Source organism: Gemella parahaemolysans (assembly GCF_053758945.1).
In genome coordinates this window covers 18,281-33,419 of the sequence record NZ_JBSMTP010000013.1, presented here as the reverse complement: position 1 = coordinate 33,419, position 15,139 = coordinate 18,281, and the positions used below count along the sequence as shown (strand labels likewise).

Genomic DNA, 15,139 nt, shown 5'->3' with positions numbered 1-15,139 from the left:
TACATGAATTATATAAAAAATTAAAGTTTGAGAGATATGTAAATTTTGAATTCTACAAAACAGATGTTTTCGAGAACTTTTACAAAGGGACGTTTGAGAGATATGTAAATTTTGAATTCTACAAAACCTTAATGAGATGAATGAAAGATTAAATAAACGTTTGAGAGATATGTAAATTTTGAATTCTACAAAACATCCATTTTTTTAGTTTTATCTAAAAACAGTTTGAGAGATATGTAAATTTTGAATTCTACAAAACCGCAAGAAATACAAAAGATTAAATATTTAGGTTTGAGAGATATGTAAATTTTGAATTCTACAAAACAAAATTACATGAATTATATAAAAAATTAAAGTTTGAGAGATATGTAAATTTTGAATTCTACAAAACAGATGTTTTCGAGAACTTTTACAAAGGGACGTTTGAGAGATATGTAAATTTTGAATTCTACAAAACGTTTATATCAATTTACCGTTGAAGGATACGTTTGAGAGATATGTAAATTTTGAATTCTACAAAACGTATGCTAATTGTTAGTAATATCGAGTGGGTTTGAGAGATATGTAAATTTTGAATTCTACAAAACTCCATACAAAGCTATCCACGTCTTGTCGCGGTTTGAGAGATATGTAAATTTTGAATTCTACAAAACAAATAATGATTAATAGAGTAATAACATTTGTTTGAGAGATATGTAAATTTTGAATTCTACAAAACCATTACACTAATGCAATATCAAGCCGGTGCGTTTGAGAGATATGTAAATTTTGAATTCTTCAAAACGATAAGAAGAAGCTAACATTAATCTTAAAGTTTGAGAGATATGTAAATTTTGCTTTCTACTAAACTCAAATTGGTGAATCTTATCTAATAGAATAGTTTGAGAGATATGTAAATTTTGCTTTCTACTAAAAGGGGTACGTAGTAATGCGTTTGAGAGATATGTAAGTTTTGATTTCCACTAAACTGATTTTAGTGAACAAACTAATAAATGGTTGTTTGAGAGATATGTAAATTTTGATTTCTACTAAACAGTTAGTTTTTTACTATTTGTCAACTTATCATTTGAGAAATGTGTAAATGTTTTATTTTTAACAATGTTCTACTTTTTAAAATAAAAGGGGAAATGTTTGAGAGATATGTAAATTTTGAATATATAGTAAGACTATTGATGAAATAATGCTATGTGTTATTTGATTTATAGTCTTATTTTGTTTACATAAACGTAGAGGCTGTAAAAAAGCATTTACGTTAATCTTCAAATAAACGTAAACGCTCTTTAACATTCTCTTACTTCGTTATCTCCTCAATTATTGTCTCTAGTTTCATAGAGCGACTTGCTTTGAATAAGATAACTTCGTTTTTGTGTTTGTTATTTTTTAAATATTCACTAACTTCTGCTGTAGTAGGGAAGTGTAGTGTTTTTATTTTGTCATTTTTTATTTGTTTAGTAATATTTTCTGCTAGTTCGCCAACACTGATTACTAAGTCGATATCGTTTGTGTTATCAGAAATATACTCTCCAACTTCACCATGATAGTTAACTTCGTTAGGTCCTAGTTCGAACATGCTTCCTAATACAAGTGTTTTATAATCGAAGTCGTCGTAACTACTTACTACATCAACACCAGCTTTCATAGAAGTAGGGCTAGCGTTATATGCATCGTTGATTATTAGTGAATCCTCTTTGTAAGGGATACTTTGTAGACGCATACCTGTGATTTCCACAGTATTTTCAATAGCTTTACGGATTTCTTCGTTAGTTAATCCGATTTTACTAGCGATAGCTGTCGCGAACATAATGTTATATAAATTGTGTTTTCCTTTTAATTTTGTAAAGTATTGTTCGTCACTTATATTAAGTTTGAAATCAATTTTGTCACGTGTAATTGTGTAGTTTTCTAATATAATATCGTTATAGCTATTTTCACCACATGATGTTGCGTTGATATCTGAAGAATCTACTAATGTTTTTAGAAGAACTTCATCTCCGTTATAGACGAAGTATCCGTCTTTCTTCATGCCATTAGTAATTTCGAATTTAGCCTTAGCAATCCCTTCACGTGATTTGAAGAATTCAATATGACTCTCACCAATATTAGTAATTACAGTATAATCAGGTTCAACCAATTTAGATAGGAAGTCGAGTTGCCCAAAGCCATCAGCACCCATTTCAAGAACTAGTATTTCACTATCTTCAGGTGCAGCAAGAATAGTAATTGGTACACCAAGTTCATTGTTAAAGTTTCCTTGTGTTTTATGAACTTTATATTTTGTTGATAGTACACTAGTAATAATATCTTTTGTAGTAGTTTTTCCATTACTACCTGTGATTACAATAGTTTTAGCATTTAAACTTTCTAAATAGTGTTTTGCTAGAGTTTGAATTGCTTCGTAACTATCATTAACGTAGATAATATTATTATCAGAAACAAAGTCATCTTTTAATGATAGACTTGCTACAGCACCTTTTTCAAAGGCGCTCTCTATATAATTATGTCCATCTACATTTTCACCTAAAAAGGGGATAAATAAGTCGCCTTGTTTAACTTTTCTACTATCAATAGCGATACCAGTAATTTCTACATTACTAGTGATACTTGCTTTTTTTGCATTTAATATTTTTTCTAAATCTGTAACTAAATATTTCATGGTTAATCCTATTCTTCAGTTAATAAGTTTTTACGATCTTCGTAGCGCTCTACAGCTAATTTGAATAGTTCTTCGATAATTTCTGAATAACTCACGTTCATATTTGCCCATAAAGAAGGGAACATTGAGAATGGAGTGAATCCAGGCATTGTATTTACTTCATTGATAAAGATTTCTCCTTCTCTAGTGTAGAAGAAGTCAGCACGTACTAATCCTGATCCACTGATTGCGCGGAATGCAGTTGATGCCATTTCTCTAAATTTAGGATATAAAGTAGTGTCGATTGGTGCTGGAATATCCATACGTGATTGTCCATCTGTGTACTTAGTTTCGTAATCGTAAAAATCGGTAGTAGAGATATTTACGATTTCACCTGGGTCTGTAGTCTTAACTTCATTGTAACCAAGAACCGCAACTTCGATTTCCTTAGCACCGACAGCACCTTGTTCAACAACGATTTTTTTGTCGAATTTAAGAGCTTCTTCGATACCTTTTACTAATTCAGCTTCATCGTTACAACGGCTAATACCAACTGAAGAACCTAAGTTTGCAGGTTTAACGAACACAGGATATTTAAGATTTTCATTGATTTCAGAGATAAGAGTTTCTTTTTTATTTTTCCAAGTATATTCGATAAAGTGAACGTATGGAAGTTGTGGAAGGTCATAAGCAGCGAATAATTGTTTCATAATTACTTTATCCATACCGGCTGCACTTGAAAGTACGTTGTTACCAACATATGCGATGTCCATAATTTCTAGTAAACCTTGAATTGTTCCGTCTTCACCATTTGGTCCATGAAGAACAGGGAAGACGATATCGAATTTACGGCCATCTTCAAATAATAATCCACTGATATCATTGTCAAAGTTAGAAAAAACTAAATCATGTTGATCAGTTACTTCTGATGTGATTTTTTCACCACGTGCCCAGTTACCTTCTAATGATATAAAGATAGGGAATACGTTGTATTTTTCTTTATCTATTGCATTAATAATTGATTTCGCTGTTAAAAGTGATACTGAGTGTTCCGCACTTTTACCACCGTATACAATTCCAATATTTTGTTTTGTCATGTTTAAATCTCCTAAGAAATAAAAATTGTTTTTATTTTTAATTATAATGTATAAATTTCAATATACATATATTTTAATTTAGTTATGATCGGAATTTATTGAATACGATACAAAACTAATATATCTTATTATATCATAAAAACTTAAAAGTAGAATAAATTTGTAAGGTTTAATAGAATAAATTTTATAAAAAGTAAAATCTGAAAAAATATAGAAGCAACGGATTATTATTAGTAAAAATAATGTAGTTGCTTCTATAAGTTTATATCCTATAGTTTATATTTCTCTTTTAGTTCTGCGATAGTATCACGTAATTTTGCAGCTTGTTCGAATTCGAATTTTTCTGCAGCAGCGAACATTTGTTGTTCTAATTCTGCTAAGTGTTCTTCAATATTATCATCGTTGATATTTGCAGTTTCTTCAAGTTCAAGAATTTCTTCATCGTTAGCGACTTCTTTCTTAGCACTGATAGAATCACGAATATCTTTAATAATAGTTTGTGGGGTAATACCATGTTCCTCGTTATAAGCCATTTGAATTTCACGACGACGGTTTGTCTCATCAATCGCTTTTCTCATACTTCTAGTAATATTATCTGCATACATGATTACGCGACCATTCGCATTACGTGCAGCACGTCCAATTGTTTGAAGAAGGGCTTTATCTCCGCGTAAAAATCCTTCTTTATCTGCATCTAAAATAGCCACAAGTGAAACTTCAGGAATGTCTAGACCTTCACGTAGTAAGTTAATTCCAATAAGAATATCGAATTTACCAAGTCGAAGATTCCTAATTATCTCTGTACGTTCTAATGTTTTAATATCAGAGTGTAGATATTCTACTTTTAAACCATTTTCTTTCAGGTAAGCTGTTAGAGATTCTGCCATTTTCTTCGTTAAGGTAGTGATAAGTACACGTTCTCCTTTAGCGATAATCTTCTCAGCTTCTTTAGTAATATCGAATACTTGGTCACTAACAGGTCGAATATCGATAATCGGATCTAGTAGACCTGTAGGACGGATGATTTGTTCAGTTATTTTTGTGCTGTTTTCTAATTCATAGTCTCCAGGTGTGGCTGAAACGAAAATAGCTTGATTAAGTTTTTTCTCGAATTCTTCGAAGTTTAAAGGTCGGTTATCCAGAGCTGTTGGTAATCTGAATCCATAATCAACAAGTACTTGTTTACGAGCTCTATCTCCGTTGAACATACCACGAACCTGAGGAAGGGTAACATGCGATTCATCGACTACCAGTAACCAATCCTCTGGGAAGTAATCTAGTAGTGTGTATGGAGTACTACCAGGCTCACGAAGTGTAAGATGAAGAGAGTAGTTCTCTATCCCTGAACAGAATCCCATTTCTTCCATCATTTCAAGGTCATAGTTAGTACGTTGTTCAAGACGTTGTGCTTCTAGAAGTTTATTTTCCATATTTAAAACTTTTAATCTTTCTTCTAGTTCAGCTCGTATTCTCTTAATCGCTTCTTTAGTTTTTTTATCACCAGCAACGAAGTGACTGGCAGGATATATTGCGATATGTTCAAGTTCACTTAGTACTTCGCCAGTTAAAGGATTAATCTCACGAATACGATCGACTTCATCACCGAACATCTCTATACGAACAGAGTTTTCACTACGAGAAGCTGGGAAGATTTCAATAACATCACCACGAACTCTAAAATTACCACGAGTAAACTCAATATCGTTTCTCATATATTGAATGCTGATTAGTTTTTCCATTATCTTATTACGATTAATTTCATCACCAACACGTAATGATAGTACTAGAGATGAATATTCTTCCGGTGAACCAAGACCATAAATACAGCTGACACTTGATACGATAATAACATCATCACGATCGAATAATGAAGATGTTGCACTGTGTCGTAGTTTATCAATCTCATCATTCACAGATGAATCTTTTTCTATATATGTATCTGTAGATGGAACGTATGCTTCTGGTTGGAAGTAATCATAGTATGAAACGAAGTACTCAACTCGGTTATTCGGGAAAAATTCTTTGAGTTCATTGTATAATTGTCCAGCTAATGTCTTGTTATGAGCTAGCACTAGGGTAGGTTTTCCTACATTTTTTACTATGTTAGCTATTGTAAATGTCTTACCAGTACCAGTAGCACCAAGTAATGTTTGATATTTTTCTCCGTTATTTAAACCTTCAGTAAGTTCAGCAATCGCATTAATCTGATCACCTTTAGGATCATACTTACTCTGAAGATCAAAATCAACATGTAATCTATTAATTTCCAAAAAATCCACTCCTTATATAGCTTGTTCTGTGAGTCAATAGTACAAATTAAAATAACTCACACAAAAGGTTAATTAATTCTTTCAATAAATATTATAATATAGAAAGAAAAATAGGGAAAGTGAAAGAATTTATTTAATTTTTACTAATTTGTATATATCAAGTTGAAAATATTTATAAAACATCATATTTTTAAATATTTCTACTATATTTTATTTTGCTTTTTTCAGTGTATATGATAATATAGTAGAGTATGAAAAAAGGAGGAAGTAATGGATACACAAAAAATTATATATACTTCACCGAAAAGTGAGAGAATTGATAAATTTTTACAACAGGAATTAACAGATGTTTCTAGAACAAATATCCAGAACTTAATTTCTGAAGGTTATATTAAAGTAGATGGGAATAATATTAAGACTAATTATAAATTAAAAGAAGGTAATGTTATTACTATTGATTACAAAGAACCTGAAGAATTAGACGTTGTAAAACAAGATATTCCAGTGGATATTGTCTATGAAGATAATGACTTAATCATTGTAAATAAAGCTAAAGGTATGGTTGTTCACCCATCTGTAGGACATAAAGATGGAACATTAGTTAATGCCTTATTATTCCATAGTGAACTTTCAAGTATTAATGGAACTATCAGACCTGGTATTGTTCACAGAATCGATAAAGACACATCAGGATTATTAATCGTTGCAAAAAATGATAAAGCACATGTTAAATTATCAGAAATGATCGCAAACAAAGACGTTAAGAGAAAATATTATGCTCTAGTGCACGGAAGTATTAAGCACGACTATGGAACTATTGATGCACCAATCGCTCGTAATCCGAAAGAACGAAAAGAAATGGCTATTATCGATGAAGGGAAACCCTCTATTACACACTTTAAAGTTATAGACAGATTTGAAAAATATACACTTATCGAATGTGAATTAGAGACTGGACGTACTCACCAAATTAGGGTACATATGAAATACATTAATCACCCATTAGTAGGGGATCCAGTATACGGTCCAAGAAAAACTTTAAATACAAATGGACAAGCACTTCATTCGAAAAGTATCGAATTCAATCATCCTATTACAGGTGAACATCTATACTTTGAAACAGAAATTCCAGAGTATATGGTTGAAACAATGTCTAAATTAGATAAATAGAATATCTTTAATATATCACTTCAAATGTTAGTAGTAAATACTAACTTTGGGGTGATATATTTTTAAAAAATGAGCCTGTATTAGTATAGAAGTGAGATACAAAAATATTTTTTGAAAAATTAAATAAATAAAGATTTTATAAAAAATAAGAACTTAATTGTAGAATTAAATGCTAAGATAACTATTATATTAAATATGTATACGTTATCACAAAAACCTTGTAATAGCAAAGAATAGAGAAATTAATATATTAGAATTTTGTTAATAACATACATAATTGAAAATTATTAAATAAAATAGTTTATTTTTTCCAAAAAGTGTAGTATTATAATATATATATTAGTAGTTATTTAAGGAGGACAAATAACATGGTATTAGTACCAGCAAAAGACATGCTTGTAAAAGCAAGAAAAGAAGGATATGCAGTAGGGCATTTCAACATCAATAACTTAGAATGGACAAAAGCTATTTTAGAAGCTTGTGAAGAAGCAAAAAGTCCAGTTATCTTAGGTGTAAGTGAAGGAGCAGTTAAATACATGACTGGTTTCAGAACTGTTGCAGCTATGGTTGCAGCTATGGTTGAAGAAATGAAAATCACAGTGCCTGTTGCATTACACTTAGACCACGGTTCATACGAAGGAACACAAAAAGCTATCGAAGCTGGATTTAGCTCAGTAATGTTCGACGGATCTCACTATCCATTCGAAGAAAATATTGCTAAATCTAAAGAAATGATCGCTTTAGCTCACTCTAAAGGACTATCTATCGAGTGTGAAGTTGGTTCAATCGGTGGAGAAGAAGATGGAGTTATCGGTTCTGGTGAATTAGCTGATCCAAACGAATGTAAAACAATGGCTGACTTAGGAATTGACTTCCTAGCTGCAGGTATTGGTAACATCCACGGTAAATACCCAGAAAACTGGGCTGGATTAAGCTTTGAAACATTAGAAAAAATTTCTAATATCACAGGTGGAATTCCATTAGTATTACACGGTGGTTCAGGTATCCCAACTGACCAAATCCAAAAAGCTATCTCTCTAGGAGTATCTAAAGTTAACGTTAATACTGAATGTCAATTAGCGTTTGCTGCAGCTACACGTAAATACATTGAAGAAGGTGGAGATCAAAAATCTAAAGGTTTCGACCCTCGTAAATTATTAAACCCTGGATTTGAAGCTATTAAAGCTATGGTTCACGAAAAAATCGATATCTTCGGTTCAAGAAACAAAGCATAATAACTACGCAATTTTATAAAAAAGGCTCATGCTTTGCATGGGTCTTTTGTTTATATATATTTAATAGTAAAGGAGCATTCCTATGCAACAAACAATAGATTATTTAAAAAAACTTACTAGTATAGCTTCACCTACAGGTTTCACGAGGGAAGTTTCTGATTATTTAGTGGAAGAAGTAGAGAGATTAGGATATACGGCTATTCGCACCAATAAAGGTGGAGTAAATGTAGTAGTAAAAGGTAAGAATGACAATAAACACCGTGTAGTAACAGCTCATGTAGATACATTAGGAGCGATGGTACGTGGTGTTAAAGCGGATGGTCGTTTGAAAATGGCTAAAATCGGTGGATATCCATGGAATATGATAGAAGGTGAGAACTGTCTTGTTCATGTAGCAAGTACAGGGGAAACAGTTAGTGGAACTATCTTAATTCATCAAACTAGTACTCATGTATATCGTGATGCAGGAACAGCAGAGCGTACAGAAGATAATATGGAAGTAAGACTTGATGCTAAAGTAAGAAATGAGAAAGAAACTCGTGACTTAGGTATCGACGTTGGTGACTTCATTAGTTTTGATCCTCGTACAATAATAACAGAAACAGGATTTATAAAAAGTCGTTTCTTAGATGATAAAGTCAGTGCTGCAATTTTATTAGATTTATTAAGAAAATATAAGGAAGAAAATATTCAATTACCTCATACAACTCACTTTATGTTCAGTGTATTCGAAGAAGTAGGACACGGAGCTAACTCTAATCTTCCGAAAGAAGCAGTAGAATATCTTGCGGTTGATATGGGCGCAATGGGAGATGACCAACAGACTGATGAATACACAGTATCAATCTGTGTAAAAGATGCGAGTGGTCCGTATAACTATGAGTTTCGTAATCATTTAGTTCAGCTAGCTAAAGAAAATGGTATTCAATATAAATTAGATATCTATCCATATTACGGAAGTGATGCATCTGCAGCGATGCGTGCTGGTGCAGAAGTAAAACATGCATTGTTAGGTGCCGGTATAGAATCAAGTCACTCTTATGAAAGAACGCATATCGATTCAGTAGAGGAGACATATAAAATGGTGAATGTATATCTTCAAAGTGAGTTAGTGTAAAGTATAAAAAATATTATTAAATATCAATTAGTAATTTAATAGTAGATTAATATTTATATAACTAAAAAATTCTTGCTATTGATTATAAAAAAATGACCTTAAAACATTTAAAATTTGTGTTTTAAGGTCATTATTTTTATCTTATTGATTTTAATCTTGTTGCTACTAGTGTTCCGATAGCTGCAATAATTGCTGATGCGTAAAATACGTATGAAGTACTAATATCCCATAGAGCCCCCATAATATACAGTCCTACTGCCATACTAAGTTGGAAACAGATAGCCGTATATAGATTTTGCATATCGATAATTTCTTTATTGTTGTAATCTTTATTTAGTATTAAAATAAAGGCGATATGAGCAACTGCAAAAGTAATTGCATGGAATGTCTGCATAATTGTGAAGATATAGATATTATGGAATATTGCTAAAGCTCCCCAACGAATAATTGCACAAATACCTGCGAAGACCATTAGATTTTTTGGCTTAATTCTTTTTACTATTCTCTTAGAGAATATAAAGAATATTATTTCTGCAATTACTGATACGTTAAGTATAACTCCAGAAAGCCATTTAGCTGATATGTTCATACTTTCTAAATATAATGCATTGTAGTTATTATATGCAGTATGCGAAAGTTGGTATAGAAATACAGTAATAATAAGTAAAATTGCATTTCTATCTTTCAAGACCCAACCATATAAGCTTTCTTTTTCTTTTTTTGTATTAGGTTCTTCAAAACTTAGATTTTTTACTAGTTTTGGTTGTGGTAAGAACATAAATACTAAATATAATGCAACTAAGAATATTAGTATGTAGTATAAAGCTCTATTACCAACGTAACCTAAAATTCCACCTATAATTATACCGATTACTGTAAACCCTAGTGAACCATATGTTCTAGCTTTTCCGTAGTCTATATTTTCTTCACGTAAGAATAAAGACGCTAGTCCTTCGACTAGAGGACTCACCATGAAGTAAATCATACCGAATAAGAATGTAATTAATCCAAGTACTATTTTTTCGTTGGTAAATCCATAACTCACTGCAAGGATTAATCCGATTCCTACAGACAGTTTTAAAGTAATGTCAATATTGTATTTTTTTATTAAATATGGACTTAAAAATATTCCACTAATAACCCTTGCTATATACAGCATTGAGAATATTGAACTTGCTTCTAGAACACTTAAATTTTTTACAGAAGTCAGATAAACCATCCAGAAAGGAAGGAAAGTACCTGTTACTAAAAATTGTAAAAAGTAGTTAGACGATAACCAAGTTTTTGATGACATATTTACCTCCTAATTTACGAAAAGTTGTACTAGAACTACTAAACTATTCATTAAAATATGAGCTACGATAGGCGTAATTATTCTCTTCGTTTGTAGATATAGATAAGAAAACACGAATGACATACCGATATAAACTACCATAATAGGAGAAAATCCATCGTGGGGTAGTGCAAATATAATTCCTGTTATTAGTGCAGGAATAGTGAATCTAATCCATTTTTTACTCCCAATCATTGCATCATAAAAATATCCAAATACTGCTTTTCTAAAGAACAATTCTTCCATGATTGGTCCTAGTACCGCAACATATAAAATGAAGTATGGTTTTAATTTTAAAACTTCAACAACGTTACTTGTATTTTTACTTCTAGTAGGAAAGTTAAAAAAGTTTGATAGGTATGCCAACAAACCATTCAAAATTCCTTGTAATAACATCATCGAAATAAATCCAATAATTCCTATAGCAAAAAGAGTGATAAGGTTATAGTTTGTTTTTTGTTTATCTATATCATTGGTTCCTTTTCTAGCTAAAAAACTAAGGATAAAGGTAGCAAGTAAAGATAAAAAAAGTACTATAGTAACTCGTTTATCAACACTAATGTTTCGAGGGAGTTGAAGCGGAATAATAAACACCGATAATATGTATATAATTCCACTAAGAAGTAAGTGGTTAACATTACCACGAGTTAATGAAAATCTCATAGACCCTCCTTATTAAATTTTAATCAATCTTTATTATAACATCTATAAATACTACGTACAACCTTATTGATTAAGAAAGATATATATATGTCCATTTGAAATATTAATAAAAGGTAAATAATTAAAATTTACTATTAGTAGGGAAACGTCTTCATCACATTTTTATAAATTTCACTTGAAAATTTATAAATTTAGTGATAGAATGTAAAATAAGAAAGCGAGCTGATGATGGTGAAAGTTCAGCAACAATATTGGCATTAATTACAATTTAATATTGTTAAAGTTGAGTTTTTACTAATCAGGGTGGAACCGCGGAAATTATTTCGTCCCTAGATGTGCTACGGCATGTCTAGGGCTTTTTATATTTTAAAAATTAGGAGGAAAAATAATGGAGAAAATTTTATCTCTAGCAAAAAATAGAGGATTCGTATTTCAAGGATCTGAAATCTATGGTGGATTAGCTAATACTTGGGATTACGGTCCATTAGGAATTGAATTAAAAAATAACGTAAAAAAAGCATGGTGGAAAAAATTCATTCAAGAATCACCATATAACGTAGGATTAGATGCAGCAATTTTCATGAATCCACGTACATGGGAAGCATCAGGTCACGTAGGTAACTTCAGTGATCCTATGATGGACTGTAAAGTTTGTAAATCACGTCTTCGAGCAGATAAACTTATCGAAGAATATTACTTCAATGAAAAAAATGAAGATGTAGTAGTTGATGGTCTTCCATTCGAAGAACTAGAAGCTATTATCGACCGTGAAAATATTAAATGTCCAGAGTGTGGTAGTCATGACTACACTAACATTCGTCAATTTAACCTTATGTTCAAAACTAACCAAGGTGTAGTAGAAAACTCTACAAGTCAAATTTATCTACGTCCAGAAACTGCACAAGGTATCTTCGTAAACTTCAAAAACGTTCAACGTAGTATGCGTAAAAAATTACCATTCGGTATTGGACAAATCGGTAAATCATTCCGTAACGAAATCACACCAGGTAACTTTATTTTCCGTACTCGTGAATTCGAACAAATGGAATTAGAATTCTTCTGTGAACCAGGAACAGAATTAGATTGGCACACTACATGGAAAAATAACTGTGAAAAATTCTTATTAGACTTAGGTATGACTAAAGAAAATATTCGTTTACGTGATCACGATCAAGAAGAATTATCACACTACTCTAATGCAACTACTGACATCGAGTTCAAATTCCCATTCGGTTGGGGAGAACTTTGGGGTATTGCTTCAAGAACTGACTACGACTTAAAACAACATATGGAACACTCAGGTCAAGATTTAACTTACCAAGACCTAAGCACAAATGAAAAATTCATTCCATACTGTATCGAACCATCTGTAGGGGTTGACCGTGTTCTTCTAGCGTTCTTATGTGATGCTTACAATGAAGAAGAAGTAGGGGAAAATGATACTCGTACAGTTCTTAAATTCCACCCAGCATTAGCACCTTACAAAGCTGCTGTATTACCACTTTCTAAAAAATTAAGTGATAAAGCTGTTGAAGTATATCAACAATTAGCTGCAGACTTTATGGTTGATTTTGACGAAACTGGATCAATCGGTAAGAGATATAGAAGACAAGACGAAGTTGGTACTCCATTCTGTATCACTTATGACTTCGAATCAGAAAACGATGGAATGGTAACTGTTCGTGATAGAGATACTATGGAACAAACTCGTATTCCAATCACTGAATTAAAACAATACATCGAAGAAAAAATTAAATTCTAATTAGATGAGCACTCAGAACATTAGTTCTGGGTGTTTTTTTACTTTTACTTAAATTAACTTATCTTAACAACTTAATACTACTTAAAAATAATTAAAAATACTTAAATAAACTTGAAAAAACTTAAATTCTATGTTAATATAAAAGCATAGATAATTACGCTCGGAGAAAACTTATGATTAAACATTTATTTTCGGATATGGATGGAACAGTTCTTAACAGTAATGGAGAAATTAGCGAAGTTAATATAAGTGCTATAAAGGAAAGTAGATTACCTTTTACTCTAGTATCGGCACGCTCTCCTCAAAAACTGAAAAAAACTATTGATTCGTTAGAAATTGATGGTGTACATGTATCATTTAATGGGGGATTAATTTTCGAAAAGAAAGGTAAAGATATAACAATATTGCATAGAGAACCGATTGATTTTTCATTAGCTAAAAAACTTGTGTTGGATGTAAGAAATAAATTCCCAAATACAAGTATTAGTTTATACGATGAGATGAATTGGAATACTGATAAGAAAAATGAAGGTATCTTAGTAGAATATAAAATAGTGCATGTCGATGTTAATGTTGTCGATTTTAATGAATATTTTAAAGAAGAAAAAGATATTTTTAAAGTTTCCTTTATAGAATATGATAAAGAAATCTTTGATGAAATTGCAGATTATGTAGAAAAAGAATTTTCTAAAGAGGAATTAACAATCCAAAGATCGCTTAGTGGATATTTAGAAATCACGCATTTAAATGCTAAAAAATCAAAAGGTATAGAATATATTAGTAAACTTGAAAATCTAAATAAAAATGAATTAGCTGCATTCGGTGATGGTCAAAATGATATTCCGATGTTTGAAACTGTAGGCTATTCAGTTGTTATGGATAATGCTACTGATGATGTGAAAAAGTATGCTGATTATGTTACAAAATCTAATAATGAAGATGGGGTAGCATATGCTATTAAAAATTTTGTTAAAAAGATATAAGGTGAAAAAATGTATCAAGCGCAGAGATTAGAAAAAATACTAGAATTATTAAATAAAAAAGGTCAGGTATCTGCTAAGGAAGTAGTGGAATACTTAGGAGTATCGAGGGATACGATAAGACGTGATTTTCAAATTTTAGGTGAACGCCAAGATGTCCAAAGAACTCATGGTGGATTGATATTACCTAAAGATAGAGCCAATATAAGTTCGTATAAAGAAAGACTGAGAGAATTAACACCTTCTAAGGCGCAGATAGCGTTAAAAGCACAAAGACTCTTGAAAGAAGAAGGGGTATATTTCGTAGATGCTTCTACAATAACAACAAAAATTGTTGAAGAGTTACCTAAGAATACGAAGGTTTATTCTCATTCTTTAGATGTGGCGATTACTGTAAGTGAGAAAGAAAATGTTGATTTTCACCTATTAGGTGGAGAATTTTTTAAGAAACAAAGATTTTATTATGGTAGAGATATTGATATTTTAAAATCTATTAGTTTTGACATAGTATTTACGGGTGCGGCAGGTATTAAGGGAGGCTTAATAACATTAGATGATTATGAAGATGTAGTTGTAAAAAAATTAGCGTTAGAAAATGCGAAAATTAAAGTCCTAGTTGCAGAAATATCAAAATTTGATAAAGATGCAAATTTTATACTCGATGAAATAAGTAATTTTGATTATTTTATCACCGATAAGAAACCATCAGATGAAATAATGGAATTATTAGGTAAAGATATTCAAATAATATATTAACTATGTCCTTATAAATTTATTTTTAATTATTATGACGTGTATAAAATTAATTTATTAGGGGAATATCGGAATCAACTTTTATGTATTTAAGGGTTGATTCTTTTTTGTATGAAAAATTTAATAA

11 protein-coding genes and 1 CRISPR repeat array are annotated in these 15,139 nt (G+C 31.1%); of the genes, 6 read left to right on the top strand and 5 right to left on the bottom strand.

The window, feature by feature from the left end:
• Window positions 1-25 precede the first annotated feature (25 nt).
• Window positions 26-1,034: a CRISPR direct-repeat array (repeat unit 36 nt; unit sequence GTTTGAGAGATATGTAAATTTTGAATTCTACAAAAC).
• Between the two features lie 257 nt (window positions 1,035-1,291).
• From ACWOBP_RS07290 to uvrB, 3 genes are all read right to left on the bottom strand, one after another.
• Window positions 1,292-2,653, bottom strand: a complete 1,362-nt coding sequence (locus ACWOBP_RS07290) for a UDP-N-acetylmuramoyl-tripeptide--D-alanyl-D-alanine ligase (protein WP_455338124.1) — start codon at window positions 2,651-2,653, stop codon at window positions 1,292-1,294.
• Between the two features lie 8 nt (window positions 2,654-2,661).
• Complete coding sequence (locus tag ACWOBP_RS07285) at window positions 2,662-3,729, bottom strand: D-alanine--D-alanine ligase (RefSeq protein WP_455338123.1); 1,068 nt, start codon at window positions 3,727-3,729, stop codon at window positions 2,662-2,664.
• A 269-nt stretch (window positions 3,730-3,998) separates the two neighbouring features.
• Window positions 3,999-5,999, bottom strand: a complete 2,001-nt coding sequence (gene uvrB, locus ACWOBP_RS07280) for an excinuclease ABC subunit UvrB (RefSeq protein WP_455338122.1) — start codon at window positions 5,997-5,999, stop codon at window positions 3,999-4,001.
• A 270-nt stretch (window positions 6,000-6,269) separates the two neighbouring features.
• Between uvrB and ACWOBP_RS07275 the strand changes: the two genes are divergently transcribed.
• The 3 genes from ACWOBP_RS07275 (at window position 6,270) to ACWOBP_RS07265 (ending at window position 9,521) form a co-directional block, all read left to right on the top strand.
• Entirely contained in the window at window positions 6,270-7,169 is a 900-nt protein-coding gene (locus ACWOBP_RS07275) for an RluA family pseudouridine synthase (protein ID WP_003145673.1), read from the top strand.
• A 368-nt stretch (window positions 7,170-7,537) separates the two neighbouring features.
• The gene (gene fba / locus ACWOBP_RS07270; RefSeq protein ID WP_455338121.1) at window positions 7,538-8,404 is read left to right on the top strand and encodes a class II fructose-1,6-bisphosphate aldolase; all 867 of its coding nucleotides are present in this window, start codon (window positions 7,538-7,540) and stop codon (window positions 8,402-8,404) included.
• A gap of 82 nt (window positions 8,405-8,486) precedes the next feature.
• Window positions 8,487-9,521, top strand: coding sequence for a M42 family metallopeptidase (locus ACWOBP_RS07265; protein ID WP_455338120.1), 1,035 nt, complete (start codon window positions 8,487-8,489; stop codon window positions 9,519-9,521).
• A gap of 136 nt (window positions 9,522-9,657) precedes the next feature.
• On the opposite strand, the gene ACWOBP_RS07260 is transcribed toward ACWOBP_RS07265, so the two are convergent.
• Both ACWOBP_RS07260 and ACWOBP_RS07255 read right to left on the bottom strand, forming a co-directional pair.
• Window positions 9,658-10,815: an MFS transporter gene (locus tag ACWOBP_RS07260; RefSeq protein WP_455338119.1), complete on the bottom strand. Its 1,158-nt coding sequence runs from the start codon at window positions 10,813-10,815 to the stop codon at window positions 9,658-9,660.
• Between the two features lie 9 nt (window positions 10,816-10,824).
• The gene (locus ACWOBP_RS07255; protein ID WP_455338118.1) at window positions 10,825-11,517 is read right to left on the bottom strand and encodes a CPBP family intramembrane glutamic endopeptidase; all 693 of its coding nucleotides are present in this window, start codon (window positions 11,515-11,517) and stop codon (window positions 10,825-10,827) included.
• Between the two features lie 388 nt (window positions 11,518-11,905).
• Between ACWOBP_RS07255 and ACWOBP_RS07250 the strand changes: the two genes are divergently transcribed.
• The 3 genes from ACWOBP_RS07250 (at window position 11,906) to ACWOBP_RS07240 (ending at window position 15,015) form a co-directional block, all read left to right on the top strand.
• Entirely contained in the window at window positions 11,906-13,279 is a 1,374-nt protein-coding gene (locus tag ACWOBP_RS07250) for a glycine--tRNA ligase (protein ID WP_455338117.1), read from the top strand.
• Between the two features lie 173 nt (window positions 13,280-13,452).
• A complete protein-coding gene (locus tag ACWOBP_RS07245; protein ID WP_455338116.1) occupies window positions 13,453-14,262 on the top strand; it encodes an HAD family hydrolase in 810 nt (269 codons plus the stop codon).
• A gap of 9 nt (window positions 14,263-14,271) precedes the next feature.
• Window positions 14,272-15,015: a DeoR/GlpR family DNA-binding transcription regulator gene (locus ACWOBP_RS07240; RefSeq protein WP_455338115.1), complete on the top strand. Its 744-nt coding sequence runs from the start codon at window positions 14,272-14,274 to the stop codon at window positions 15,013-15,015.
• Window positions 15,016-15,139: the final 124 nt, after the last annotated feature.